Annotated in this window: 24 protein-coding genes; 17 read left to right on the forward strand and 7 right to left on the reverse strand. The window is 69.7% G+C overall.

All coding sequences use genetic code 11. The annotated features are described in order from the left end of the window. The first annotated feature begins 7 nt into the window (after positions 1-7). The 5 genes from FVA80_RS16185 (at position 8) to FVA80_RS16205 (ending at position 5,770) form a co-directional block, all read left to right on the forward strand. On the forward strand, positions 8-709 hold the full coding sequence (locus FVA80_RS16185) for a substrate-binding domain-containing protein (RefSeq protein WP_147908737.1): 702 nt from the start codon (positions 8-10) through the stop codon (positions 707-709). 149 nt (positions 710-858) lie between these two features. Beyond that, positions 859-2,184: an MFS transporter gene (locus FVA80_RS16190; protein WP_147908738.1), complete on the forward strand. Its 1,326-nt coding sequence runs from the start codon at positions 859-861 to the stop codon at positions 2,182-2,184. A 32-nt stretch (positions 2,185-2,216) separates the two neighbouring features. Then, positions 2,217-2,432 carry a type II toxin-antitoxin system RelE/ParE family toxin gene (locus tag FVA80_RS30585; protein WP_187193380.1) on the forward strand — a complete coding sequence of 72 codons (216 nt, stop codon included), beginning with the start codon at positions 2,217-2,219 and terminating at the stop codon, positions 2,430-2,432. A 202-nt stretch (positions 2,433-2,634) separates the two neighbouring features. Further along, positions 2,635-4,266, forward strand: coding sequence for an AarF/UbiB family protein (locus FVA80_RS16200; RefSeq protein WP_147908740.1), 1,632 nt, complete (start codon positions 2,635-2,637; stop codon positions 4,264-4,266). 271 nt (positions 4,267-4,537) lie between these two features. Then, entirely contained in the window at positions 4,538-5,770 is a 1,233-nt protein-coding gene (locus tag FVA80_RS16205) for a PAS domain-containing sensor histidine kinase (protein ID WP_246691978.1), read from the forward strand. A gap of 3 nt (positions 5,771-5,773) precedes the next feature. Here FVA80_RS16205 and FVA80_RS16210 read toward each other — a convergent pair whose 3' ends face one another. Further along, complete coding sequence (locus FVA80_RS16210; protein WP_246691979.1) at positions 5,774-6,121, reverse strand: Hpt domain-containing protein; 348 nt, start codon at positions 6,119-6,121, stop codon at positions 5,774-5,776. A gap of 165 nt (positions 6,122-6,286) precedes the next feature. Between FVA80_RS16210 and FVA80_RS16215 the strand changes: the two genes are divergently transcribed. From FVA80_RS16215 to FVA80_RS16245, 7 genes are all read left to right on the forward strand, one after another. Continuing rightward, positions 6,287-7,750, forward strand: coding sequence for a HAMP domain-containing sensor histidine kinase (locus tag FVA80_RS16215; RefSeq protein ID WP_147908743.1), 1,464 nt, complete (start codon positions 6,287-6,289; stop codon positions 7,748-7,750). Next, the gene (locus tag FVA80_RS16220) at positions 7,735-9,144 is read left to right on the forward strand and encodes a sigma-54 dependent transcriptional regulator (RefSeq protein WP_147908744.1); all 1,410 of its coding nucleotides are present in this window, start codon (positions 7,735-7,737) and stop codon (positions 9,142-9,144) included. The genes FVA80_RS16215 and FVA80_RS16220 overlap by 16 nt, the downstream gene beginning before the upstream one ends. 147 nt (positions 9,145-9,291) lie before the next feature. Beyond that, the gene (locus tag FVA80_RS16225) at positions 9,292-10,617 is read left to right on the forward strand and encodes an MFS transporter (protein ID WP_147908745.1); all 1,326 of its coding nucleotides are present in this window, start codon (positions 9,292-9,294) and stop codon (positions 10,615-10,617) included. 20 nt (positions 10,618-10,637) lie between these two features. Further along, a complete protein-coding gene (locus FVA80_RS16230) occupies positions 10,638-11,939 on the forward strand; it encodes a metallophosphoesterase (protein WP_147908746.1) in 1,302 nt (433 codons plus the stop codon). Between the two features lie 51 nt (positions 11,940-11,990). Next, positions 11,991-13,259, forward strand: a complete 1,269-nt coding sequence (locus FVA80_RS16235; RefSeq protein ID WP_147908747.1) for an arsenic transporter — start codon at positions 11,991-11,993, stop codon at positions 13,257-13,259. 73 nt (positions 13,260-13,332) lie between these two features. Next, entirely contained in the window at positions 13,333-14,271 is a 939-nt protein-coding gene (locus FVA80_RS16240) for a DMT family transporter (RefSeq protein WP_147908748.1), read from the forward strand. A gap of 328 nt (positions 14,272-14,599) precedes the next feature. Then, the gene (locus FVA80_RS16245; protein WP_147908749.1) at positions 14,600-15,613 is read left to right on the forward strand and encodes an acyltransferase; all 1,014 of its coding nucleotides are present in this window, start codon (positions 14,600-14,602) and stop codon (positions 15,611-15,613) included. Between the two features lie 37 nt (positions 15,614-15,650). On the opposite strand, the gene FVA80_RS16250 is transcribed toward FVA80_RS16245, so the two are convergent. Then, positions 15,651-15,878: a hypothetical protein gene (locus FVA80_RS16250; RefSeq protein ID WP_147908750.1), complete on the reverse strand. Its 228-nt coding sequence runs from the start codon at positions 15,876-15,878 to the stop codon at positions 15,651-15,653. Positions 15,879-16,046: 168 nt separating this feature from the next. Here FVA80_RS16250 and FVA80_RS16255 point away from each other — a divergent pair, with 168 nt between their 5' ends. The 3 genes from FVA80_RS16255 (at position 16,047) to eda (ending at position 19,953) form a co-directional block, all read left to right on the forward strand. Beyond that, a complete protein-coding gene (locus FVA80_RS16255; RefSeq protein ID WP_147908751.1) occupies positions 16,047-17,168 on the forward strand; it encodes an asparaginase in 1,122 nt (373 codons plus the stop codon). Between the two features lie 305 nt (positions 17,169-17,473). Next, complete coding sequence (gene edd, locus FVA80_RS16260) at positions 17,474-19,300, forward strand: phosphogluconate dehydratase (protein WP_147908752.1); 1,827 nt, start codon at positions 17,474-17,476, stop codon at positions 19,298-19,300. A 32-nt stretch (positions 19,301-19,332) separates the two neighbouring features. Further along, positions 19,333-19,953, forward strand: a complete 621-nt coding sequence (eda, locus tag FVA80_RS16265) for a bifunctional 4-hydroxy-2-oxoglutarate aldolase/2-dehydro-3-deoxy-phosphogluconate aldolase (RefSeq protein WP_147908758.1) — start codon at positions 19,333-19,335, stop codon at positions 19,951-19,953. Positions 19,954-20,028: 75 nt separating this feature from the next. Here the strand turns inward: eda and FVA80_RS16270 are convergent, their stop codons facing one another. The 3 genes from FVA80_RS16270 to FVA80_RS16280 all read right to left on the reverse strand — a co-directional run bounded on the left by FVA80_RS16270 (position 20,029) and on the right by FVA80_RS16280 (position 23,027). Then, a complete protein-coding gene (locus FVA80_RS16270; RefSeq protein ID WP_147908753.1) occupies positions 20,029-20,325 on the reverse strand; it encodes a hypothetical protein in 297 nt (98 codons plus the stop codon). Between the two features lie 118 nt (positions 20,326-20,443). Then, on the reverse strand, positions 20,444-22,555 hold the full coding sequence (locus FVA80_RS16275; protein WP_147908754.1) for an ABC transporter ATP-binding protein/permease: 2,112 nt from the start codon (positions 22,553-22,555) through the stop codon (positions 20,444-20,446). A 151-nt stretch (positions 22,556-22,706) separates the two neighbouring features. Continuing rightward, entirely contained in the window at positions 22,707-23,027 is a 321-nt protein-coding gene (locus FVA80_RS16280; protein WP_147908755.1) for a hypothetical protein, read from the reverse strand. A 285-nt stretch (positions 23,028-23,312) separates the two neighbouring features. Between FVA80_RS16280 and FVA80_RS16285 the strand changes: the two genes are divergently transcribed. Together FVA80_RS16285 and FVA80_RS16290 are read left to right on the forward strand one after the other, a co-directional pair. Further along, entirely contained in the window at positions 23,313-23,945 is a 633-nt protein-coding gene (locus tag FVA80_RS16285) for a 2OG-Fe(II) oxygenase (protein WP_147909827.1), read from the forward strand. Between the two features lie 98 nt (positions 23,946-24,043). Continuing rightward, positions 24,044-24,706, forward strand: coding sequence for a peptidase inhibitor family I36 protein (locus FVA80_RS16290; protein WP_147909829.1), 663 nt, complete (start codon positions 24,044-24,046; stop codon positions 24,704-24,706). A 94-nt stretch (positions 24,707-24,800) separates the two neighbouring features. Here FVA80_RS16290 and lpxB read toward each other — a convergent pair whose 3' ends face one another. Further along, positions 24,801-25,988: a lipid-A-disaccharide synthase gene (gene lpxB / locus FVA80_RS16295; protein ID WP_147909826.1), complete on the reverse strand. Its 1,188-nt coding sequence runs from the start codon at positions 25,986-25,988 to the stop codon at positions 24,801-24,803. Further along, the gene (gene lpxI / locus FVA80_RS16300) at positions 25,985-26,848 is read right to left on the reverse strand and encodes a UDP-2,3-diacylglucosamine diphosphatase LpxI (protein WP_147909825.1); all 864 of its coding nucleotides are present in this window, start codon (positions 26,846-26,848) and stop codon (positions 25,985-25,987) included. The genes lpxB and lpxI overlap by 4 nt, the downstream gene beginning before the upstream one ends. Positions 26,849-26,853 lie beyond the last annotated feature (5 nt).

The following is a 26,853-nucleotide window of genomic DNA, read 5'->3' on the forward strand; positions in this document are numbered from 1 at the left end:
AGCCGGCATGGCGGACGACCAGGAAACGACCCGGCTGAAATGCGCCCTGGTGGTGCGAGGCGCCTTCGACGCTCATGTCGTCCCCGCCTTCGAGGCGGCGGGCGGCCGGGCGGCGATCGACTGGGCGCCGACAGCGGTGATCATTAAGGCGCTGGAGGCGGGCGAGACCGCCGACGCGGTGTTCGTGCTGTCCGACGCGATGGACCTGCTGATCGCCGCAGGACAGGTCGAGCCCGACACCCGGGTCGATGCCGTGCGCTCCCGCTACGGCATCGCCGTGAAGGCCGGGGCGGCGCATCCGGATATCGGCGGTGTCGACGCGCTGAAGCGGACACTGCTGGAGGCGCGCTCCGTCGCCTATTCGCGCACCGGTGCCAGCGGCATCTACTTCGCTGGCCTGCTGCCGCGGCTCGGACTCGCCGAGGCGGTGAACGCCCGGGCGACGATCATCCCCCAGGGTTTCACGGCGGAAAAGCTCGTTTCGGGCGAGGCCGACATCGCGGTCCAGCAGATCAGCGAACTGATGGTCGTGCCGGGCATCGAGGTGGTCGGGCCGTTCCCGGAGCCTGTTCAGGAAGTCACGACCTTCTCGGCAGCGCTCCTGCGCGGCGCCACCGACCGCGCCGGCGCCCTGCGCTTCCTGGCCGGGCTGACCACGCCGGAGGCCGCCGACGCCTACCGCGCCAGCGGCCTCGAGCCGGCATTCTGAGAAGGCTCGAAACGAGCCCAGCGTCATCGCGGGCGCAGTCAAGCAGACTGGGGACGAGCATCGCTCGAAGATCGCGCGCTGCACCGGGTCGCTTCGCCAACCCTCGCGATGACGGTGCAAATACAAAATAGCACAAAAACGAGGAAACCATGATCGCCAGCGAACAGGACCGGATCGTCCGGCAGGTTTTCTTCAGGCTGATGCCGCTCCTCTTCATCGGCTACGTCATGGCCTATATCGACCGGATCAACGTCGGCTTCGCGGCCCTGCGGATGAACGCCGATCTCGGCATCGGGCCGGCGGTGTTCGGGTTGGGTGCCGGGATCTTCTTCATCGGCTATTTCATCTTCGAGGTGCCGAGCAACCTGATCCTCGAGAAGGTCGGCGCCCGGCGCTGGATCGCCCGGATCATGATCACCTGGGGCCTGCTCTCGGCCGCGATGATGTTCGTTCAGGGCTCGACCAGCTTCCTGGTCCTGCGCTTCCTGCTCGGCGCGGCCGAGGCCGGGTTCTACCCGGGGGTGATCCTCTACCTCACCTACTGGTTCCCGAAGGCGTATCGCGCCCGCATCTTCGGTGCCTTCGCGGTGGGAATCCCCGTCTCGCTCGCGATCGGCGCGCCGCTCTCCACCACGATCATGCAGCTCGACGGCACCCTGGGCCTCAAGGGTTGGCAATGGTTGTTCCTGTTGGAGGGCATTCCCACCACCCTGTTCGGCTTCGTGTTCCTGGCCCTGATCCCGGACCGGCCCAAGGACGCGCATTGGCTCGCGCCGGCCGACCGCACGGCCCTGCAGACCCTGATCGATTCCGAGCAGAGCAGTGTCGCCGGCACCCACGGGACCAGCCTGCGCACGGCCCTCTCGGATCCGCGGCTGATTGCGCTGTCCTTCATCTACTTCGCCAACACCGGCGCCAATCTCGGGCTGGCGTTCTTCCTGCCGCAAATCCTCAAGAGCACCGGCCTGTCCGACATGCAGACCGGCCTGATGACCGCCGTTCCCTATATCTTCGGCGTCGTCGGCGGCCTCACCGTCGGCTGGATCTCGGACCGGTACGACGACCGCCGGGTGACGCTCGCCACAGCCCTCGGACTTACCGCGACTGGACTGGCGCTCGCCGGCTTCGCCACCGGCTCGCTCTGGGCGGTGGCGTTCATGGCGCTCGCCGCCGCCGGGCTTTACGGGGCCAAGGCGCCGTTCTGGGCGCTCCCGTCGGTGTTCCTGAGCGGTAGCGCGGCGGCCGGCGGAATCGCGCTGATCAACTGCATCGGCAATCTGGGCGGCTTCGTCGCACCGTCGATGGTCGGATGGATCCGCGAGACCACCGGCAGCTTCGAGGCCGGCCTGTACTTCCTGGCCGCGCTCGCCCTCTCCGCCGTGGTGGTGACGCTGCTGGTAGTCAACGCCCGCTTCGGCGACGCCCGCCGGTCGCCCGGTGTCGCGCCCATCCCGGCCGCGGCGCCCCGGACCTGACGGCGGGCGCGACCGACGCACTGCGTCTCGGCTTGACCCAAGCCGAGCGCGATCGGAACGGCCTGTTCGACACGTTCCGGATGCTGGCCGCCGATCCCCGTATGGCCCGGGAGTGGCGTGCGTTGAAGCCGCCCATGCGGCTTCGTCCCCACGCGGCGCGAATGATCGCCGATATCGAGGACGGCGCAGCAATCCGGATCGTTCACGTGCTTCATGGCCGGCAGGATTGGGAGCGCGCCCTTATCTAAAGTCGGCCCTCGGGGTCCGCTCCAACGGACGTGCGGTCGATCACCGGCCGTTTGACGTTACCCGGGGCTGACGCCCGTGGGATGTTTCCAGAGGCGGCTCTATTGTCGCCTTCAGGAGGCGCCCGGGCATCGCGACCGCAAAAAAGTCCTTATGCTCGTGCTGTCCGGACGCCCAATCGTGTCCGACCGGATCGCCCCCTTCATGCTGAAGACAGCCTTCGTTGCCGCCCGCGACCGTCAGAGGCTGTCGGAGATCGCGTCGATCCTGATCGGCTTCGGCGTCACGCGCGTCGTGGACCGCCTCGGCCTGCGCTACCTGCCGCTGCTGCCGCGCCGCCGGCCGCGGGTCGACGTCACCCGGCTGTCCGAGCCCGAGCGCCTGCGCCGGGCGATCGAGGCGCTCGGCCCGACCTTCATCAAGTTCGGGCAGGTGCTGGCGAGCCGCCCGGACCTGCTGTCGCCGACCTGGACCGAGGAGCTGCAGAAGCTCCACAGCCAGGTCGTGCCGGTGTCTTGGGAGCAGATCGGCCCGCAGCTCGAGCAGGATATCGGCGCCCCGCCCAACGAGGTGTTCGCCGAGTTCGACACCAACCCGATCGCCTCCGCGTCGATCGCGCAGGTCTACCGGGCGCGCCTGCACACGGGCGAGGACGTGATCGTCAAGGTGCTGCGTCCGAACCTGCGCAAGATCATCGAGGCGGACCTGCGCCTGATGGCCCACGGCGCCCGGATCGTCGAGAACGAGTGGCCGGACATGGCCCGCTACCAGCCGCGGGAGCAGATGCGCCACCTCGCCGACGGCCTGAACGGCGAGCTCGACCTGCTCAACGAGGCGCGCAATTGCGAGCTGCTGGCGCAGATCTTCGAGGACCGCGACGACATCGTCTTCCCAAAGATCCACTGGGAGTATTGCTCCGAGCGGGTGCTGGTCCAGGACTTCATCCACGGCATCCCGCCCAACGACGATGCGGCGCTCCGCGCGGCGGGGCTCGACAAGAAGCTGCTCGCCCAGAAGGGCACCGACGCCTTCCTGCAGATGGCGCTGATCGAGGGCGTGTTCCACGCCGATCCGCACCCCGGCAACATGCTGGCGATGCCGGGCAACAAGATCGGCTTCATCGATTTCGGCATCATCGGCCGGCTGTCGCAGCGGCGGCGCTCGCAGCTGCTGGTGCTGATCGGCGCGATGCTCAAGCAGGACGCGGACGGCCTGATGGCCGTGCTGCTCGACTGGACCGGCACCAGCAATCCGGACCTCACGAAGCTTCAGGTCTCGGCCACGTCCTTCGTCGAGAGCCACTCCTCGATCCCGCTGAACCTCGGGCTGGTGCTCACCGACTTCATGAACATGGCCCGCGAGAACGACCTCGCCATGCCCACCGACCTGGCGATCCTGTTCAAGGGGCTGGTCACCGCCGACGGCGTGATGCGCCACCTCGATCCGGATTTCGACCTGTTCGCGGCGGCCGGACCGACCGTCAAGGCGAGCATGCAGACGCAGTTCTCGCTGGGCGCCCTTAAGCAGAAGGCCGAGGCCCTGGGTGTCGGCCTTTATGGCGCGGCCTCGGAGCTGCCGACCCTGATCCACCTGATGCTGGTGCGTCTGAAGCAGGGCCGCGTCACCGTCGAGATCGAGATCAAGGGCCTGGACAAGGTCACCCGTGGCATCGAGCGGGCCGCCGCCCGGGTCGCGGTCGCGTTGGTGGTGGCGGCCTTCGCCACCCAGTTGGCGCCCCGGCTGATCGACCTCGGCACGCCGGTCTTCGTCTCGATCGGCCTTGTCATCTTCATCCTCGGCATCGGCTGGCTGGTTCTGCTGATGCGGAACAAGTGATCGGTTTCGCCGCCTTAGTGGGCGGCGAAACTAGTTGTCGTACCGAACCGAATACACAGTTCGTTTGATTATCCGGAATCTCGTGCTAGCGTCGAGAACCCTTCGATTCGCGAGGTTGCGAGCGGGGTGCGCCACCAGAAGCGGTTCGATCCGCCGGCGCCTCCGGGCCTCGACATCGCGTCGCCGCACCTCGTCTTCGGTGGGTCCCCCATGGCGCGCGCGCCGCGGGGGTGGACGCTGAGATGGGGGGCGAGCGATGGATGCGGGCCTCATGCTGGCGCGCGCGGACGGGTCGGATCGACGCCTGGTCGCGCTCGAAGCGGAGAACATCCGCCTGAGGGCCCTGCTGATGCAGGCCACCGGCCAGGCGGATTCGGAACGGCAGCGCAGCCGGCGCCTCGGCCGCATCATCGAGGCCGCGAGCCGCGTCGAGGCCGGTCGCCTCGGCCGTGAGCCGCGCCACGCCTCCGGGGGCCAATCGCTGCACCACCACGCCCTGGAGGATGCCGCCGCGTGGTCGGCGCCGTCTTGGGCCGGTGAGCTGACCGCCCCCGGGATGCTCCAGGCCGCCGCGGATGTCCTCGAGGTGCTCGACCGCGACGGGCGCGTGATCACCGCGGGCGAGAACGGCCCGGCCTGCCTGTGTGTCCGGACCCCAGCGGACACGATCGGTCGTCCCTGGATCGATATCTGGACCCGCGAGGAAGACCGCGAGGCCGTGGCAGTGGCCCTGGACAAGGCGCGCCTCGGCGGCGCGAGCCGCTTCCAGGCCAAGCTGGAGGCCAGCCGTTCCGTGACGTGGTGGGACATCGCGGTCACGCCCGTGGGCGGCCAGCGCGGCCATCCCGAGCGGATCCTGGCCGCGTCCCGGGACATCACAGAGCTGAAGCTCACCGAGGCGCGCCAGACCCTGCTGATGCAGGAACTGTCCCATCGAATGAAGAACACCCTGGCCATGGTCCAGGCGGTGGCGGCGCAGACCCTGCGCAACGCCGGCTCGCTGGAGGCGGCCGGGGAAGCTCTGGCCGCGCGGCTGCTGGCGTTGGCCCAGGCCCACGACGTGTTGCTGCAAGGCTCCTTCGCGGCGGCCTCCCTGGTCGGCCTGGTCGAGGGGGCGGTGTCCCTGCACGGCGACGGCGTCGCCGGCCGGTTCCGGGTCGAGGGCGACGACCTCACCCTGGGCCCGCGCCACGGCATGGTGCTGGCGCTGATGTTGCACGAACTCGGCACCAACGCCGCCAAGTACGGCGCGCTCTCGGTGCCCACCGGGCAGGTGCTGATCGCCTGGGACATCGCAGGCTCGGGTGACGGCGCCACCCTGCGGTTCCGCTGGGAGGAGGTCGGCGGCCCGCTGGTCGAACCGCCGACCCGGACAGGGTTCGGGACGCGGCTGATCGCCCGCAGCCTGGCCCACAGCTTCGGGGGGACGGCGCGGTTGAGCTACCCGCCGACCGGCGCGGTGCTGACCTTCGAGGCGCCGCTGGCCGCCGTGACGGCCGGCTGACGGTCAGCGGTCCGCGGGGGTTGCTTCGCGCAGATCGCGCAGGGCCGCGATGGTCTCGTCGCGCAGGCTTCGGAGATGTGCGAGTTGCCCCGCGAGGTCGCCGCCGCCGAGCTTCGCGGCCTGTTCGAAGGTGCGGCAAGCCTGGGACAAGTCCGAGCAGCCGAGCATCCCCGACATCGAGACCAGGGTATGGGCTTCCCGGGCGTAGTCGGCCTCGCCCTGGTCCGCGCCGTCGAACGCCGTGGCGAGGCTGGTGGCGAAGCGATCGAGCAGGCGCGCGAGCTTCTCGGTGCCGATGACACCTTCGAGTTCGTCGAGCGCGGACCGATCGACGCGGGACTGTGACACCATCCGTCTCCGGCAGCGGATTTGCGGAACGCTTCGACAAAAGCGCGCTATTGCCGCGAGGTCCAGCGGCCGATTCCGATCACACCGGTATGTGCCACCGTTTCCACAGCGTGCCCACCCGGATATCGGCTGAGCGGGGGCGACGGTCGCCCCGGAGGACCCTGCGCCGTGACGGCCTATAGCCTGCGCGCCCGGCTGCTCGCCCTGTGGATCCTGCTGCTGGCCTCGGCGGCGGCCACCGCCTACCTGATGTTCGGCTTCTACAGCCAATCCACGGCCGTCCAGGTCGCGCAGGCGGAGGTCGCGGTCGGGCGGGCCTGCCGGGAGATCATCGACCGCTACGCCGCTCTCACCCGCCGCACCAAGGGTACCATCCCGCGAAGCGAGCTCGGCGGCACCGTCGGGGCGGCGCTCGAACTCTTCCCGGGCATCGAGGGCGGTGTCTGGAGTGCCGCGGACGGCCCGGTCGCCTACGCGTACCCGACCTACGAGGGCACCGGGCCGAAGACCGACCTCCCCGAGGCCGAGCGCGACAGCATCGCGGGGGTGAACGCCCAGGCCCTGCGGGTGGACCACGCCGTGGCGTTCCGCCGGCCGAGCCGCACGCAGGTTCTACTGGTTCAGGGTTGCCCGCTGCACGGACCCGAACCCGGGCTGACCGCCTGGACGATGGGCCGCGCTCACGTCAACGACGGGCCCGCCTACACACGCTTCCTGGCGGGCCTCGGCTTCCTGGCCGTGACCGTGCTGGGCTCGGCCGCCTTCCTCGGATGGTTCCTGTACGGGTTCTCGGGCCGGATCGCCCGGTTGGAGGCTGCCCTGGCCGCGCCCCCGCCGGACGGAGAGGACCTGCCGCGGTTGCAACGGACCGGCGAGCGCGAGCTCGACCGGCTGGTCGATGCCCTCAACGCCGCGGGCGGGCGCCTCCGCGAGGCGCGGGCGCGGGTCGTGGCCGCGGAACGCCTGGCGGCCGTCGGGCGCCTCGCGGCCAGCATCGCCCACGAGATCCGCAATCCGATCGCGGCGATGCGGCTCAAGGCCGAGAACGCCCTGGCCAGCGGCACCCCGGAGCGGGCCACCGTGGCCCTGGAGAGCGTGCTCGGCCAGATCGCCCGGGTCGATCACCTGCTGCGCGACCTCCTGAACCTCACCCAGGCCCGCACGCTCACCCGCAGCCCCACCGACATCGCGGCGCTGCTGTCCGATTGCGCGCGCCTGCACGAGGATCTGGCGAGCGCCGGGGCCGTGAGGATCGCGATCGAGGGGGACGCGTTGCGCGGAGCGGACCGGCCGCAGATCGACGGGGTCCAGATCGCCCGCGCCCTCGACAACCTGCTGCTCAACGCGCTCCAGCACACGCCCCCGGGGGGCCGGGTCCGCCTCACTGCCGAACGCGTGGCGGTCGAGGGCGCGGTGCGCCTGCACCTGCGGGTGAGCGACACCGGCCCCGGCATCGATCCCGCGATCCGCCCCGGGCTGTTCGAGCCGTTCGTGACCGGACGGCCGGAAGGGACCGGCCTCGGTCTCGCAATCGTGCGTGAGATCGCTCTAGCGCATCGCGGCGCCGTCAGGCTGATCGATGGCGCGCCCGAGACCACCTTCGTGCTGGACCTGCCATGGCGACCATCCTGATCGTCGACGACGATTCCGCCTTGCGCGAGGGGCTGGCCGAGACCGTGGCCGATCTCGGCCACCGGCCCCTGCCGGCCGCCTCCGGGGCGGAGGCCCTGGCGCTTATGAAGACGGAGCCGGTTTCGGCAGTGCTGCTCGACCTGCGGATGCCGGGCGACCTCGACGGCATGGCGACCCTGGCGCGGATCTGCGCCCTGAAGGCCAGGCCGCCCGTGACGGTGCTCACCGCCTTCGCGAGCCCGGCCAATACGATCGAGGCGATGCGCCTCGGCGCCCACGACCACCTGACCAAGCCGGTCGGGCGCTCCGAGCTCGCCGCCGCCCTCGATGCGATGCTGTCGAGCGTCAGGTCGGATCCGGACGACGGCAATCCCGAGGGTGGCCTGATCGGCTCGAGTGTCGGCATGCGCCGGGTCCAGAAGACGATCGGTCTCGTCGCCGACACCGACTCCACGGTGCTGATCCAGGGCGAGACCGGGACCGGCAAGGAGGAGGTGGCACGCGCGCTCCACGCCTATTCCGCCCGCCGGGGACGGCCGTTCGTGCCGGTCAACTGTGCCGCGATCCCACCCGACCTGCTGGAGAGCGAGCTGTTCGGCCATGTCCGCGGCGCCTTCACGGGCGCGGTCGCCGACCGGGCCGGCGCCTTCCATCAGGCTGAAGGCGGCACGCTGTTCCTCGACGAGATCGGCGACATGCCCCCGCCGATGCAGGCCAAGATCCTGCGGGTGATCCAGGACCGCATGGTCACGCCGCTCGGCGGCCGGTCGGAGCGCGTCGATGTCCGCCTGATCGCCGCGACCCACCGCGACCTGCCGGTGCTGGTGGACCAGGGCCGGTTCCGGGCCGACCTCTACTACCGCCTCAACGTCGTGCCGATCCTGCTGCCGCCCCTGCGCGAGCGCCTGGCCGACATCGTGCCGCTGGCCGAGCATTTTGTCGGTCCCTCGGGCAAGCGGCTGAGCGCGGGCGCCGCGTCCCGGCTGCTGGCCTATGGCTGGCCGGGCAATGTCCGCGAATTGCGCAATATCGTCGAGCGTGCCGCGGTGCTGGTGCGCTGCGGGGTGATCGCGGCCGACGCGATCGATCTCCCGACGGCGCGTGCCGCACCGCTTTCCGGGGATGGGGGCGCCCCGGGGGGATGGCCGGCGGACTGGCTCGCGGGCGACCTGCCCGGCGCCGTCGCCCGCCTGGAGCGGACCATGATCGCCGTGGCGCTTCGCGAAGCGGACGGAAACCGGGCCCGGGCCGCTCGCCGCCTCGGAATCCAGCGCCAGCTCCTCTACGCCAAGATCGAGCGCTACGGGCTCGCCGCTCCGGGAACAGACCTGTCGGCAGAAGCGACGGTTGATGTCGCGAATCCCGACGCATCCGGCGAGGCCAAGGGTGGGTAAACCACTCACAGGCCTGAGAATCGTTCCGCGACGGGTCTTCTCGAACAATTACAGGGAACAGATGGATTAAGCGGGCGTCAAGCTCGTCACCTGCCGTCCCAGACAGGGTCCGGCCGCGGCGGTATTCGGGCGGGGGCCAGGATCAGGATGGACAGGACCGATACCGGAGCGGCGGCGCGCGGCGCGACCGTCCGGACTCCCTCCACCAAGGCCCTGCGCGGCCTCGACGCCCTCAACTTCTTCCTTGCCGACGTGCGCGACGGGCTCGGGCCCTATTTGGCGATCTACCTGATCGCAGTCCGAGGGCCGGACCAGGGCTGGAACGAGGCGACCACCGGGCTGGTGATGACCATCGCGGGCATCCTGGGCCTCGTGGCGCAGACGCCGGCCGGCGCGCTGATCGATGCCACCAACCACAAGCGGGCGATCGTGATCGGCGGTGCCATCGCGGTCACGGCGAGCTGCCTGATCCTGCCGTTCATCTCGAACTTCTACCTCGTGACCGCCACGCAATCGATCGCTCACGTGGCCGGCACCATCTTCCCGCCGGCGCTGGCCGCGATCACGCTTGGCGTCGTCGGCCCGAAGATGTTCGCCAAGCGGATCGGCCGCAACGAAGGCTTCAACCATGCCGGTAACGCCGCCTCCGCGGCCATCGCCGGCGGCTTGGCCTACTTCTTCGGTCCGATCGTGGTGTTCTGGCTGATGGGCGTGCTGGCCGCGCTCTCGATCGGTGCCATGCTGCTGGTCCCGGCCGATGCCATCGACGACGACCTCGCCCGCGGCATGACCGAGGGGGAGGCCAAGGCGGACGAACAGCCCTCCGGCCTGAAGACGCTGCTGCAGAACAAGCCGCTGATGCTGTTCGCCGTCCTCTGCGCGATCTTCCACCTGTCCAACGCCGCGATGCTGACCTCGGTCGGGCAGCCGCTGACCCATCTCTCCGGCAAGGACCACGCGACGTCGCTGATCGCCGTGTGCATCGTCGCCGCGCAATGCGTGATGGTGCCGGTGGCGGTGTTCGTCGGCGCCCGGGCCGACATCATCGGCCGCAAACCGATCTTCCTGGCGGCCTTCGGCGTGCTGGCGTTGCGCGGCGTGCTCTACACGTTCTCGGACAACCCGTTCTGGCTGGTCGGCGTCCAACTCCTCGACGGGGTCGGGGCCGGCATCTACGGCGCCCTGTTCCCGATCGTCGTCGCCGACCTGACCCGGGGCGCCGGGCGGTTCAACGCAGCCCAGGGGGCGGTGGCCACGGCCCAGGGGGTCGGCGCCTCGGTGAGCGCGACGCTGGCCGGACTGATCATCGTGTCGGCCGGCTATTCCACCGCCTTCCTGGCGCTGGCCGCGATCGCCGGGCTCGGCTTCGTCCTCTACCTGACGCTGATGCCCGAGACACGGGGCGGGGAAGCCGCGAGCGGCACACCGGATAGCGGCTCCGGCCTTCCGCCGGCCGTACCGGCGGCCGTCTGAACCGCCGACGGGAACCTCCGATGTCCGCCCCCGACCACCAGTCCTCGCCTGCGCGCGAGCCGCTCGTCTTCCTGCATGTCGGCGACCTGCACCTGCAGGATCCCGATGCGCAGAATGCCCGCGACCTCGCCGCGATCCTCGATCAGATCGCGACGATCGCCCCCCAGGACCTGTTCGACTTCGTCTACCTGCCAGGCGATTTGGCCGAGAACGGCTATGCCGCGGAATACCGCATCCTGAAGGACGCGCTCGACCGGCATCCGCACCTGCCGCTGCGATTGATCCCGGGCGACCACGACCGCCAGCACGGGCGGATGGACGCGTTCCACGCCTTCGCGGCGAGCCTGGGGGCCCGGTTGCCGGAACCGATCACCTGGGAGCTGGAACAGCCGCCGTCCGGCTGTCCCGAGACCTGGCCGGTCCTGCTGATCCCGCATTACTGCGCCAGCGCCGATATCCAGGGCGTGCGCTGCCTGTTCGTCGACATGATCAGCCCCGGTTTCAGCCGGAAAGGCATCGGCCTCGATTTTCGGCTCGGCGGTTGCCAGACCCAGTGGCTGAGCGATCAGCTCACCGACGCGGCCGACAAGAAAATACCGTGTGCCGTGTTCATGCATGCCTATCCGGACGACCTGCGCGAGCCCGATGACCGTCTCGATATCGGAGGTCTGGTCTGGGCGACCCGGGTCCGCCTCGTGGAGATGGGCCACACCCACTACAATGAGCTCGCACCCGATGGCCGGACCCTCTACGCCGCCGCCCGCTCGGTCGGGCAGAACGAGGACGGCTCGGTCGGTTACGCGGTCGCGGCGATCGATGGGCCGGTGACGAGCTGGCGGTTCCGCGCCCTCGACCGGACCGCGCCGTTCGTGCTGATCACAAGCCCGGCCGACCGCCGCGTCGCCACGCTACCGACGACGGATGTGACGTGCGGCATGGCGCTCGACGCCGACGGGCGGATCGCCGTCCGGGCCGTCGTGCTCTCGGACGCACCGCCGCGCTACGTCCATTGCCGGGTCGATACAGGCCCGTGGATCCTGATGCACCGGGCGGAGGGGGCGCGCTGCTATGCGGCGGCGCTGTCCTGGGACGGAGGCGGACGCAGCATCCAGGTCGAGGCGGTGCATGAATGCTGGCCCGGGCACGGCCCGGACTACGTCGACACCGACGTGATCGAGCCGGTAATCGCTTTTTCGGACCATGCGGCCGCGCCGCCGATGCCGGAAAATCCGGGTAGCGACGCTGGCCGGATCCAGAGCTGGGTCGGGAAGGGTATCCGCGGCGACCAGCTCGGACCCAACCGCTACGGCCGCAAGTGGTGATCGTGACCAAGTGGTGAGCCTCGCCACGCCTCCGGGGGGAGATCGTTAGACGTGTTCGCTGGATTAAGCCTGACACCGAATTTGGCGACCTGGGGCATCGCCGCGCTCGCCACCCTGGGCGTGATCGTGCGCCCGTTCTCGTGGCCGGAGGCGATCTGGGCGGTGCTCGGCGCCGCCCTTCTGGTCGTGCTCGGCCTCCTGCCCTGGCATGTCGCCCTCGACGGCGTCTTGAAGGGCACCGACGTCTACCTGTTCCTGGTCGGCATGATGCTGCTGGCCGAGATCGCCCGGAAGGAGGGGCTGTTCGATTGGCTCGCCGGCCTCGCCGTGCGGGCCGCCAAGGGCTCGCCGACCCGGCTGTTCCTGTTGATCTACCTCGTCGGCACCGTGGTGACGGTGTTCCTGTCCAACGATGCCTGCGCGGTGGTGCTGACGCCCGCGGTCTACGCCGCCGCCAAGGCCGCCGACGCGGAGCCCCTGCCCTACCTGTTCATCTGCGCCTTCATCGCCAACGCGGCGAGCTTTGTGCTGCCGATCTCGAACCCGGCCAACCTGGTGGTGTTCGCCACCGACATGCCGCCTCTCGGCCAGTGGCTCGCCACGTTCGCACTGCCCTCGGCGCTGGCGATCGTCGCCACCTACGCGGTGCTGCGGCTGACCCAGAACAGCCGGCTCAAGGGCCAGACCATCAAGACCGATGTCGAGGCCGTACAGCTCGGCCTCGGCGGCAAGGTCGCGGGCCTGGGCATTATCGCCACCGCGGGCGCGCTGATCGGCGCCTCGGCCGCCGGCATCGAACTCGGCCTGCCGACCTTTGTGGCCGGCCTCGCCACGACCCTGCTGGTGGTGGCGCTCAACCGCGGCGGTCTGGTCGAGGTGGTGAAGGACGTGTCCTGGGCGGTCCTGCCGTTGGTGGCGGGCCTGTTCGTGCTGGTGGAGGCGCTGGAGAAGACCGGTGTGCTGACCCTGCTGGCCGACACCCTGAAGAGCTACGCCCAGGGCGATCCCACCGCCACCGCCTGGGCGGGCGGCGCCCTCGTCGCCTTCGGCACCAACCTCGTGAACAATTTGCCGGCCGGGCTGCTCGCCGGGGCTGCGGTCCAGGCCGCCGAGGTTTCTCACAAGGTCGCGGGCGCGATCCTGATCGGCGTCGATCTCGGGCCGAACCTGTCGGTCACCGGCTCGCTCGCCACGATCCTCTGGCTCACCGCGATCCGCCGCGAGGGCGAGGACGTGTCGGCTTGGCAGTTCCTGAAGCTCGGCCTGCTGGTGATGCCGCCCGCCCTCGTGCTGGCCCTCGCCGCCCTGCTGCTCGTCTGAGAGACCGGTCTCCGGTTCCGAGGACGACGCCGCACCAAACCGCCTCGCCCTCCCACGACCGGAGACCCCGATCTTGAACGCCGCCCTGCTCTATCCCTTCATCCTGGTCGCCGGCGCCTTGCAGGCGCTCGGCAATTCCATGAACGCGCGCCTGCGCGACGCGCTCGTTAACCCGTGGCTCGCGGCGACCTACTCGTTCATGCCGATCGTGATCGTGTTCACGATCCTGTTCTTCACCATGCCGACGCCGCTGCCGACGCTGCAGACCCTCGGCATGATGCCCTGGTACGCGCCGCTCGGCGGGGTGGCCGGCGCGGTGGCGGTGTTCGGCGGGCTCGCCTTCGTCGACAAGGTCGGGGCCGGCCCGTTCAACGGCCTGACCATCACGGCCAACATCCTGACCTCCCTGGCGCTCGACAGCCTCGGCCTGTTCGGCCTGAAGGCCGGGGGCTTCAAGGCGATGCCGTGGCTCGGCGGGCTGCTGATGGTGGTCGGCATCGTGTTCATCGCCCGCGGCACCGGCCCGAAATCGGACGACGAGCAGGCCGAGTCGGGCAAGGGCGGCCTGATGGCACGGTTGCTCTACCCGTTCATCCTGGTCGCGGGCTCGCTCCAGGCCGTCGGCGTGGTGCTCAACGCGCAGCTGCGCGGCGCCCTGGTGAATCCCTGGCTCGCCGCCACCGTGTCGTTCATCCCGGTCGCGTTGGTCTTCCTGTTCGTGTTCCTGCTCCGCCCGACCCCGCTGCCGACCCGGGCGGACGTAGCCCGGGTGCCGTGGTGGGGCGCGCTGGGCGGCATCGCCGGGGCGGTGGCGGTGTTCGCCGGCCTGCTGTTCGTTGACAAGGTCGGAGCCGGCGCCTTCAACGGTCTGCTGATCACCGCCAACCTGTTCACCTCCATCGCCATCGACCATTTCGGTTGGCTCGGCATGAAGCGCGTCCGCGCCGGGATCGGTCGGCTGATCGGCGGCTTGCTGATGGCAGCCGGCATCGTGCTAATCTCGGTGTTTTGATCGCGCGCGGAGCAACGGCCGCGGATTGACCCGAGCGCCGGAAAGCTCGACTTCCGCAGGGGCCCGGGCCGCCGCTACGGCCTCCCGGGCCGCGACGCCGAACGCGGAACCGATGACCGTTCAACGTCTTGCGAGGTCGCCCAGCGGAAGCCCGGCCCCACCCGCGTGGGTCGGGACCGGCACCGGTCCAGGATCGGGCCTCGCAATGACCCTACGCCTTTCGAACCGCCGGTGGCACGCGCCTCAAGAACCTACCCCCTAAGGTCATCTCGCAAAGCCAAGGCAGCGCGCCGCCAGACTGTCGAACCTGAGGTTCGAGAGGCGCACCATGCCCCCGCGTCATTGGCCTTTCCTCGACGGGTGGCGCGGCTGCGCGATCCTGCTCGTGCTCGTCGGCCACTTCGGCACGACCCGCGGCATCAATCTCGGCCGTTTCGGGGTGGAGTTCTTCTTCGTGCTCAGCGGCCGCCTGATGGCCGAGATCCTGTTCGAACGCGGCACGCCGTTGAAGACGTTCTTCCTCCGCCGGGCCGCCCGGATCTATCCGGCGCTGATCTGCTTCGTGCTGGCGATGACCGGGCTCGTCCTCGCCACGGGCCACGACCAGCAGTTCTACGGCTGCGTCGCAGCCCTGACGCTGACCTACAACTATTACCACTTGTGGTTTCCGGAGGTGCCGAATGTCGACCACATCTGGTCGCTCTGCATCGAGGAGCACGGCTACATCCTGCTCGGGATGATCGCGCTCCTCAGCCGCCGGCACGCGTTTCCCGTGGCCCCGGTTCTCGCCGCCCTGGCAGCCCTCGCCAGCCTCAACGGCGCGGTCTCGACTGCGCTGGGCGGCGATTACACAGCGGTCTACTGGCGCAGCGATGTTCGGGTGGCGTCGATACTGTTCGGGGCTGCCGCCTACCTGACGGTCGGCCGGAGCGCGCCGCGGACGTCGTGGCGGCCGGCATTCCTGGCGCTGGCCGGCCTCGCCCTGAACGTCGCGGCCGTGCCCGATCCGATCAAGTACAGTCTGGGCTCCGCGCTCCTGGCCTTGGCGGTGGCCTCGTTGCCGAGCGCACCGGCCCTCCTGCGCCGGGGCCTGAGTGCGAAACCGCTGCTGCTGTTCGGCGCGTGGTCGTACGCGATCTACCTGTGGCAGCAGCCCTTCTACGTGCTCCACGATCGGCTCGGCGGGACGGCCAGCAAGGCCCTGGTCCTGCCCGCGATCGCCATGGGGCTCGTGAGTCTGTTCCTGATCGAGCAGCCGGCGCGGCGCTATCTCAACCGCCTGCTCGACCGAAGGTCGGCAGTTCCGCGCGCTGGCGACGTGAACCGCTTGGCGACGCCTTGAGGCGATCGAGCCCAACCGGGCAGCGCGCGGCGTCAATTCAGAGGGCGATAGCCATCTGCGGCGCGGTCCCCAGGTCGACCCCCAAGGCGCCCCCCACGGGATCCGGCGGTGCTTTGCGCGAGACGTAATAGAGATCGACGGCCCGCCAGAACGCTGTCTGCTCCTCGACCGACCGCCGGGCCAGCGCCGATTCGAGGATCGCCATCGCGGCCCGCGCGGGCTCGCTCCGCTCGAGTTCGTCGAGCAGTCCGGCGAGATGCAGCATTGGGGTCTACCTCCGAACGAACAGCGTCGCAGTGGAACGCCCAAGCTTACGAAATAGATCCATCGGCCAGCGTCGTCGCTGCATGAAACTTGCCTCCCGGCGAGCGGGGTCTACGATCCCGGACGCGAGCCCGACTCGCGATTCTTCTTCAGACGTCAAGGATCCCCGATGATCTCCTGCCGAAGCGGCGCGGCCTGTTCCCTGCGCGGAGCGACCCTGGCTCTGTTGTTGGCCGGCACGATCGGGGCCACCCCGTCCGGCGCCCGCGAGATGACCGACTCCAGCACCGCTGCGGCCGTCAAGAAGCCGAACGTGGTCATCCTGGCCACCGGTGGCACGATCGCGGGCGCCGGGGCGGACGCGGCCAACAGCGCCACGTACACGGCCGCCAAGGTGCCGGTGGACAAGCTGATTGCCGCGGTGCCGCAGGTGAACACCATCGCCAACGTGCGCGGCGAGCAGGTCTTCCAGATTGCGTCGGAAAGCTTTACCGACGCGCAGCTCGTCCAGCTCGCCAAGTGGGTCTCCGCCCTGCTGAAGCAGGACGACGTCGATGGCGTGGTCGTGACCCACGGCACCGACACTCTCGAGGAGACGTCGTTCTTCCTCGACCTCGTAGTGAAGAGCGACAAGCCGATCGTCGTCGTCGGCTCGATGCGGCCGGGCACGGCGATCTCGGCCGACGGCGCCCTCAATCTCCTCGATGCAGTCACGGTCGCGGCCAGCAAGGAGGCGATCGGCCAGGGCGTCACCGTCACGATGAACGACACGATCCAGTCCGGCCGCGACGTGAATAAGCGGACCAACGTCGTCCCCAGCGCCTTCTACAGCCAGTGGGGGCCGCTCGGCATGGTCATCGAGGGCAAGACCTACTTCTTCCGCTCCCTGTCGAAGCGCCACAACAAGAGTTCGGAATTCGACATCGACCAGATCGACAGCCTGCCGCTGGTGGGTATCGTGTACGGCTCGGGCAACATGATCCCGGGCGTCTACGACGCGGAGGTCCAGGCCGGCGCTAAGGCGATCGTCAACGCCGGGACCGGCAACGGCTCGGTGGCGGGCTACCTCGTGGACAAGCTGAAGGACATCCGCTCCAAGGGCACGATCGTGATCCGTTCCTCGCGGGTGCCGGACGGCCTGGTCCTGCGCAACGCCGAGCAGCCCGACGACACATACGACTGGGTGGTCGCCCACGACCTCAACCCGGCCAAGGCCAAGATCCTGGCCGCCGTGGCACTGACCAAGACGCAGGACACCAAGGAGCTGCAGCGCATCTTCTGGGAGTATTGAACACCCGTCATTCCCAAGCTTCCCACCCGCGACCTCATCGGGAGGTCGCGGCGCATAGCGTCGCCCTCGAAGAAGCCCTCCAGTCAGACGCGCTCCCTGGAGACATCCTTCGAGGCTCGCTGCGCTCGCGCCTCTGGATGAGGGTGTGATTGGGACGGCCATCGTCGGCAGCCGCGCTCGGCCGCCCTGCGCCGCAACCGGGTTACATCGTCCCGGGCACCGCCTAGATAGCCCGGTGCGACGCGGTCGCGGCCGGGATCAGTGCCGGCCCTGCGATCCGCCGGCACCCTGACGGAGGAACGAGCATGACCGAGCTTCATCCCGAGGTCGCGGCGGTCACCGAGCGCGTCGTGGCGCGCTCCCGCGAGTCCCGGCGGACCTATCTCGATCTGATCGCCCGGGAGCGCGATTCGGGCGTGCACCGGCCGACGCTCGCCTGCGGCAACCTCGCCCACGGCTTCGCCGCCTCCGGCGAGGACAAGCCGGCGCTTCGCGACGGCCGGACGGTGATGAACATCGGCATCGTCACCGCCTACAACGACATGCTGTCGGCGCATCAGCCCTACGGGCGCTATCCCGATCAGATCAAGGTGTTCGCCCGGGAGCGCGGCGCCACCGCGCAGGTCGCGGGCGGCACACCGGCGATGTGCGACGGGGTCACCCAGGGGCAGCGAGGGATGGAGCTGTCGCTGTTCTCGCGCGACACGATCGCGCTCTCCACCGCGGTGGGGCTGAGCCACGGCATGTTCGACGGCGCCGCGCTGCTGGGCATCTGCGACAAGATCGTGCCCGGCCTGCTGATCGGGGCGCTGCGTTTCGGCCACCTGCCGACGATCCTGATCCCGGCGGGGCCGATGCCCTCTGGGCTCGCCAACAAGGAGAAGCAGCGGATCCGCCAGCTCTACGCCGAGGGCAAGGTCGGCCGGGCGGAGCTGCTCGAATCCGAATCCGCCTCCTATCACGGCGCCGGCACCTGCACGTTCTACGGCACCGCCAACTCGAACCAGATGATGATGGACATGATGGGCCTGCACATGCCGGGCGCCTCGTTCATCAATCCGGGCACGAAGCTGCGCCAGGCGGTGACCCGGGCGGCGATCCATCGGCTCACCGAGATCGGCGCCGCCGGCAACGATTACCGGCCGCTCGGCCTGTGCGTGGACGAGAAGGCGATCGTGAACGCCGCGGTCGGCCTGCTCGCCACCGGCGGCTCGACCAACCACGCGATCCACCTGCCGGCCATCGCGCGCGCCGCCGGCATCGTAATCGACTGGGAGGATATCGACCGGCTGTCCAACGCCGTGCCGCTGATCGCCCGGGTCTACCCGAACGGCGCGGGCGACGTGAACCACTTCCACGCCGCCGGCGGCATGAGCTTCGTCATGGCGGCCCTGCTCGATGCCGGGCTGCTGCACGACGACATCCTGACGGTGGCCGGCCAGTCCCTGCGCGACCACGCCCGCGACCCGAAGCTCGACGGCGACGAACTCGCCTTCCAGGATGCCGTGCCGGAGAGCCTGGACGACACCATGATCCGCCGGCCGGGCAACCCGTTCCAGGCGGATGGCGGCATGCGGCTGGTGACCGGCAACCTCGGCCGGGCGACGTTCAAGACCAGCGCCGTTGAAGAGAGCCGCCGGACTATCGAGGCCCCGGCCCGGGTGTTCTCGGACCAGGACGACGTGCTTAAGGCGTTCAAGGCCGGCGAATTGGAGCGCGACGTGGTCGTTGTGGTCCGATTCCAGGGCCCCCGTGCGAACGGCATGCCCGAGCTGCACAAGCTGACGCCACCGCTCGGCGTGCTCCAGGATCGCGGCCATAAGGTCGCCCTTGTGACGGACGGGCGCATGTCCGGCGCCTCCGGCAAGGTGCCGGCGGCCATCCATTTGAGCCCGGAAGCGCTCGGCGGTGGGGCCATCGGGCGGATCCGCGACGGCGACATCGTCCGCCTCAGCGCCGCCGAGGGCCTCCTGGAGGTCCTCGTCGACGACGCCGAGTTGGCCGCCCGCGAGGAGGCCGTTCAGCCGGTTCCCGAGGCCGGAACCGGCCGGGAGCTGTTCGCTTTCATGCGCCAAGGGGCCGACACCGCCGAGCGGGGCGCCTCCGCCATGCTCGCCGCGGCCGGCCTCTGAACGTCGAACCGGAGAAGCCGATCATGAACGATCTGACCAGCATCGACGCTCTGATGCGCTCCGTGCCCGTCATCCCGGTCCTCGTCATCGAGGATGTCGCACAGGCCCGGCCGATCGCCGAGGCGCTGGTGGCGGGCGGGCTGACGGCCCTCGAGGTCACCCTACGGACGCCCGCGGCGCTGGAGGTGATCCGCGAGATGGCCCAGGTCGAGGGGGCGGTGGTCGGGGCCGGCACGGTCCTGAACCCCGGCGATCTCGACAGCGCCCTGGCGGCCGGGGCGGAGTTCATCGTCTCGCCGGGGCTTACGAACCCGCTGACCGATGCCGCAAAGGCCAACGGCGTGCCCTACCTGCCGGGCATCGCCACCGCCGCCGACATCATGCGCGGCCTGGACCACGGTCTCGACCGGTTCAAGTTCTTCCCGGCCGAGGCGGCGGGCGGGATCAAGGCGCTGAAGGCGCTGACTTCCGTGTTCGGCCGGGTGAAGTTCTGCCCGACCGGCGGCATCACCGAGGCGACCGCTCCGGATTGGCTGGCCGTTCCGTCGGTGTTGTGCGTCGGCGGCAGCTGGGTCGTGAAACCCGGAGCCCTGGATCGCGACGCCGTCACCCGCGCGGCCCGGACAGCCTCCAAGCTACGCCGGACCGCGTAAGCGTCTTCGTTCAAGAGAACGCCCGCCGCGGCAGGGCCGGGCGGGCGTTCGTCGTCACGTCAGATCAACAGCAGATCAGCAGTCGTCGCCGCCCTTGCCGGCCTGCGCAGCGGTCGGCTTGCCCTGCGACTGGGCCTGCACATCCGACGGCGAGGTCGCGGTGCCGGCATTGGTCATGGCGCCGACGGTGCCGGGCGACTCGGCCTTGGCGCCGGGGGTGGTCGGGGTCTTCACGCTCGGATCCACGGTCGAGGCCTTGCTGGCTTCCTTGTCGCGCGTCACGGTGGTCCCGGTCGCGCAAGGCGCCGCGAAAGCAGCAGTCGACATCAAGATGAGAGCGCCGGCGCCCGCGAGGGTCTTGATCATGGTCATGCGTTCCTCCGATTTATTTATCGCATGACAAACGGACCCCGCAGTCACAGGTTCCTTAATATTTCCAAGGCGCAACTTCTGCGGGGCATTTTCCCCGGGCTTCCGGGATAAATGGCACTTATTCTGCCGGCTGCGGCTCCCGGCGTTCCCGGGGCGTGAACAGGTTGCCCTGCGGCTCCAGCACGATACGCTTGTCGTGGAACGCGTCGAGGGTCGAGCGGTGGCCGATCGATACGATGGTGGTATCGGGCAGCCGCTCGCGCAGCATCCGGTAGATTTTGGCCTCGGACGGCTCGTCGAGCGACGCGGTCGACTCGTCGAGGAACAGCCAGGCGGGCTTGGCCAGGATCGCCCGGGCGATGGCGAGGCGCTGCTGCTCGCCGCCGGACAGTCGCCGCTCCCAGGTGTCGGTCTCGTCGAGGCGGTCGATCAAGTGCGGCAGCTGGGCCGCAGTCAGGGCATCGCGGATCGCGTCGTCCGAGAACTGATCGACGGTGTTCGGGTAGACCACGGCGCCGCGCAGCGTCCCCTGCGGGATGTAGGGCCGTTGCGGCAACAGCAGCGTCGATTGCCCGGCCGGCACGTCCACCCGGCCCTTGCCGAACGGCCAGATGCCCGCGATCGCCCGGAATAGCGTCGACTTGCCGGAGCCGGAGGGGCCGGTGACCAGGGTGGCGCCGCCCTGCGGCAGGGTCAGCTCCGGAGCCGAGACGATCTCGCGGCCGTCCGGCAGGGCGAGTACCAGCCCGCGGGCGGTGACGCCGTTGGCGGTCTCATTGCCCTGAATCAAACCGTAGCCCGCCGTCTCCAGCGCCTCGGCCTTGCTCATCGCCCGGCGGAAGGAGCCGAGACGGATGGTGTTGGCCTTGTACGAGGCGAGGGTCGTGTACGAGTCCACGAAGAAGGACAGCGAGCTCTGCACCTGCGAGAACGCCTGCGAAGTCTGCTGCAGAGCGCCGAGCGTGATCTTCTTTGCAAAGAACGACGGCGCGGCCAGCACCATCGGGAAGATCACACTGGCCTGCCGGTAGCTGAACGTGAAGGCGATCAGCTTGATGCGCCGGAAGATGATGCCGACGTAGTTGTCGATGATCATATGGAACAGCGAGCCGAGCCGCGTCGCCTCCGCACGCTCGCCGCGCAGCAGCGCAATCTGCTCCGAGTAGATCCGGTTGCGGGCCAGCGAGAAGCGGAAATCGGCCTCGACCTGCTCCTGCCGGAAGTTGAGCCCGATCAGGGGCCGGCCGATCAGGTGGGTGAGCCAGGTGCCGACCACCGCGTAGGCGATCACCAGCCAGACCAGGAAGCCTGGAATCACCGTATCGGTGAACGGCACGACGAAGTCGCGCGACAGGGTCCACAAGATCACGATGAACGAGACGAGCTGCGCCGCCTGGCTCAGCAGCCGAATCGACAGGCTCGCGGTCTGCTGGATGAACAGGTTCACGTCGGCCTGGATCCGCTGATCCGGGTTGTCGGCTTCCTCGTCGGTGAACGGGATGCGGTAATGGGTACCGTTGCCCAGCCAGCGCTCGTACAGGCTGTGGGTCAGCCACGTCCGCCAGCGGATGTGCAGCGAGGAATCGACGAATAGGTCGAACATGCCGATGGCGATGTTGAGCGTCGCCAGGGGGACGAAGATCCAGAGCAACTGGTACCAGAACGCCGTCGCGTCGTATTCCTGCAGCGCGTTGTAGATGTCGCGGTAAAAGAAGTTGAACCGCAGGGTCAGCGCCACGTCGGCGAAGTTCACGAAGATCGACAGCGCGACCAGGTTGCGGCCGATCCGGCCCTCGGTGCTGCCGAACCAGCGGAACAGGCCGATCTCCTTGGTCGGCTTGTCGCGGTTGGCGAAATACGGGTCGGCGATGTCGGTGATCGCGCGGATCGGACCGAGATGCGAGACGCCGAGCACGATGGCGCCGAACACGACCGCGCCGGTGGCGGCGAAGTCCGGCGGCAGCAGCGCGGCCACCACCGGGGGCAGCAGGCCCATGGCGGCGCTCGTCTTCAGGCCGGCGAGCAGCAGGTAGCCGAACCCGTAGACCGAGACGAAGACCTTCAGGTAGGCCGAGATGCCGTTGGCGGCGATCAGGATACCGGCCATCGCGAAGCCGGCGAGCGAGACGTAAAGCGGTGGGCTGGGGATCCCCGGAAGCGCCAGCAGGATCAGCGCGGCCACGGCCGTGAGCACGGCCTGGATCCCGAGCCCGGTCCTGAGTGAAGCCACGCGTGTCTCCCGCCTAACGTGAGCGTTCATTCGGGAACGCAACCCGGCGGCCTTGGCCCTGGGTCATGGCGAGAACGTGGCACTTCGCGGCCGCTGTCACGTGAAAGTTTCGTCACGATCCGGCCGAGGCCACGCTACGGCGGGTCACGCGCTACCAGTTCCACTCCTCGAAGCCCGGTTCGCGGCAGCGATAGCCGATCGGGCATTGCGGATTGTCGCGGGTGGGGACGAAGCGCAGTTCGGCGATCTCGCCGCCGCTGCACTGGCCCGGGCCGCTGACGAAACGCTCCGGCACGGTACCGCCGGCGATCACCACGTCGCCCTCGCTCTTCACGAGCGCCATCGCCTCGGCGCAGCTCATCCGCGCCGGCCCGGCGGGGCGCGACGACCGCGACGATTGGGCGAACGCGCTCACCCCGGCCGCCATCGCGACAAGGTGAACGCACAGCAAGGCGAGGACCAGCGGCCTCATCGCGGACGGGTTCCGGGTACGCACCCGAGAAGAAAGTCCTCGGGCATCGCGCCATCCTGCACGGCCGGGCGGCCCGAGACTGTCACCGGAATGCGCCACCACACGGCTTTCGCCGTTGGACCGCCGCAATCACCGGATTATGGGATTCGAGGATCAGGGAAAGCGCTCGAGATTTGGTGACCGCCGACGCCCAAGGCGCGCGCCCGGCCCCCCCGATGATCCTCCGGCACGCGCCCCTGGCGCCGGCGTGCCGGCCGTCGCGCGCCGGAGACCAGGGACCCGCAGATGTCCGCCCTCTCGATCCTCGACGTTTCCGCGGTGCGTGCCGCCCCGGTGACCCGCGAGCCCTACCCGTACACGCTTGGTACCAACGTCCTGAACCCGGACGCCATCGAGGCAATCCGGCGCGACTTCCCGGACATCGCCAAGCCCGGCTACCTCACGGTGGATGAAGTCGCCCTCAAGGGCCGGTTCAAGGCGCTGATCGACGAACTGGAGAGCGACGCGTTCTCGGAGATCCTCGGCGAGAAGTTCGGCATCGATCTCGTCTCCTGTCCGCGGCTGACCACGATCATGCGGAAGAGCCAGCTGAAATACGGTTCGATCCACACCGACGGCCCGTCGAAGGTGCTGACGCTGCTCGTCTACATGAACGACGCCTGGGACGCCCCGGCCGCCGGACGCCTGCGTGTGCTCTACGACGGCCGCAACTACGCGCCCTTCGCCGTGGAGGTTCCCCCAACCATGGGGACGATGTTCGCGTTCCTGCGGGCCGACAATTCCTGGCACGGCCACGAGCCGTTCGAGGGTGAGCGCCGGGTGGTGCAGGTTGCCTGGCTCAAGGACGCCGCGGAACTGGAGCGCAAGCGCAAGCGCAACCGCACCGCCCAGTTCCTGAAAGGGATCTTCGGACGCTGAGCGACACGGCAGTTCCCCATAGCCCTTTGTTCGGGCATCCTTTTCCCCATCATCTTGGCGACCGAATCGGCGTCGGATGCCTGGATCAGGGGGTGAGGATGGGTGCGGTCGTGCTGGCCGATCTGGGTGATGAACCCCGTACCGGCTCCAAGCGCCGCTTCGTCGTGCCCGCGTTCCTCGTTCTCGGCTGGGCCGGGCTTTTCGCCTACAGCGCGATCTACCTCACCGAGGACATGCCGTTCCGGACGCAGCCGGCCGAAACCCGGCCCGCTCCGGCCCCGAAGCCCCAGGGCCGTCGGGTCGTGATGCTCGACGCGCTCGACGAGGCCGCACCGGCGGTGCAGGGCCTGGATGCCGCGCCCCCGGTGGCCTCGCCCGGTGTTCGGAGCCCTGCGGATCCAGGCGCGCAGGCGGCGATCGTTCCCCCGGCGGCACCGGTATTCCCGAGGCAAGCGAGCCCGGCCAATCCCGACTATGCCGGCATCTGGGGGCCAACTGCAGATGCCTGCTCGGCACGCTCCCGACGCAGGGGCTACATCCCGGCCACCATCACGCCGGAGCGAGCCCGGGCCGGCCGCACCATCTGCAATTTCCACGACGGCCACCGCGTCGGCAACGCCTGGGTGGTCGCCGCCGAATGCAGCGACCGCGGCCGGCACTGGTCCTCGCAGGTGCGGCTCGTGGTCGAAGGCGACCGCCTCACCTGGTCGAGCGGGCGCGGCACAGCGGCCTACGTGCGCTGCGGGCGGCGCGGCGGCTGATTATCGCGTTTCGTATCGCAGTCGGACCGCTCCGGCTGATGCGCCCCAAGTCAGGACTTGGGTTTGCTCCTGAAGCGAGCGAGCAACTCACCCGTCAGGCCAGCCCGATCGTCCGTTCCCCGGCGGCGTTCAGAACGATCCGCGCTGCGGCCCGGCTCGGCGTGTCGTCGCCGGAGAGCCGCATCATTCCGTCGATCCGGGCGAGCGCGTCGCTCTGCGCGTCGCGCTCCGGGCCGCCCGCCAGCAGCGGCAGAAGGGCCTCGGCCAAGTGCTCGGGCGTGCAATCGGCCTGGACGAATTCCGGCATGGCGTTGTCGGCCAGGATCAGGTTCGGCAGCACGATGCTGGGCACCTGGATCAGGCGGCGGGCGATGAACTCCTCCGCGCGTGAGACCTTGTAGGCCACAACCATCGGGACGCCCGCCAGCGCCAGTTCCAGCGTGACGGTGCCGGAGGCCGCGAGCGCCGCCCGGCCCCCTCGGAACGCGGCATATTTCGGCGCCTCGCCGGTCAGCACCTGAACGGGAACCGGCCAGTTCAGGGCCAGCCGCTCGATCAGGGCCCGGTGGCGGGTCACGGCCGGCAGGACAGCCTCCACCTCGAGGACGCGGGAGACAAGCTCCAACGCCCGCCCGAACACCGGCATCAGCCGGTCGATCTCTGCCCGGCGGGAGCCCGGCAGGACCACGAGGCGGTAGGGGACCGCCGCCCGCCGCCGGACCTCCGTCGCGGACGGGCGCAAGTCCGGAAACCGCTCGATCAACGGGTGGCCGACATAGGTGCAGGGCGGGCCTCCGAGGCGCAGATGCGCGTCCGGCTCGAACGGCAGCAACGCCATCACGTGGTCGATGAAGCCGCGCATGCCCTTGGCCCGCCATGGCCGCCAGGCCCAGACACTCGGCGACACGTAATCGACGATGGGGATGCCGGGCGCCGCCTTCCGGACCCGCTGGGCGACCGCGTGGGTGAAGCCCGGGCTGTCGATGATCACCAGGACGTCGGGCCGGGCCCGCACCACCGCGGTCGCGGTCTCGCGAATGCGCCGCAGCAGCGTCCGAGCCCGGGCGAGCACCGGCAGGTAACCCATGACGGCGACGTCATCGAGGGGGAACAGGGAGGTGAACCCCTCCTCGGTCATGGCCTCGCCGCCGACGCCGCCGAACACGGTCCCGGGCGCCGCAGCGCGCAGCGCACGCATCAGCTTGGCACCGAGTTGATCCCCGGAATCCTCGCCGGCCACCAGCCAGATTTTCTTCGATGCGGACACGGGAGCGGCGCTCATGGCGCGGTTCCGTAGCCGACCAGGAACAGGCCGAGGCGGTCGGCCTCCGCGGCAGTGGCGGCCCGGTCGATCACGAGGGTGCCGCCGGCTTCCAGCGCGAGGCCAACGCAGCCGGCCGCGGCGGCGTTGCGCACGGTCCGGGGGCCGATCGCCGGCAAATCGATGCGCAAGTCCTGGCCGAGCTTCGGCGCCTTGACCAGCACGGTCGCGGGCAGCGCCCGCCCCCGACCGAACGGCTTGCGCCCGAGCGCCCGGGCGCGGGCGAGCATGCGGTCGGTGCCCTCCGGCCCCTCGACGGCGATCACCCGCTCGCCGGAGACCGCCACCGCCTGCCCGAGATCGTAGGGCGAGAGCGCGTCGAGCACCCTGCGCGCGGTGCGGATCGACAGGCCGGCATCCATATCGGGACCCAGGCGTCCGAGCCGGCCCACCGGGCAGAGCAGGTCCGGCGCGGCCTCGTGGACGCCGAGCACCCGGTGGCCCTCCTCCTCGACCAGCGCCAGGGCGGCGCGCAGGAGCCGGTCGTCGCCGCCGCCGGCGATCGCGCGCAGGGTCTCGCGATTTCGCAAGGCCGCACCGGCATTGAGGAGCGCCGCCGGGCTCGGCCGAGACACGCCGCCGGCCGGGACCATCACGGCCGGCCCCCATCGGCGCAGCAGCTTGAGGATCGCCGCGAGATCGAGGAGGTCGACGGTGGCGTCGGCCCGGGCGCGCAGGGACCGCTCGGTAAACCCGCGTAGCGCGATCAGCCGGAACGGTCGGTTTGCCCGGTTCAGCGATTCAGCCACCAGATCGGGCAGCCGGCCGGCGCCAGCGATCAGGACGAGCGTACCCTCGGGCAGCGGCGCGGCATCGGCCATGACGG

The organism is Methylobacterium sp. WL1 (assembly GCF_008000895.1).
Lineage (GTDB): Bacteria > Pseudomonadota > Alphaproteobacteria > Rhizobiales > Beijerinckiaceae > Methylobacterium.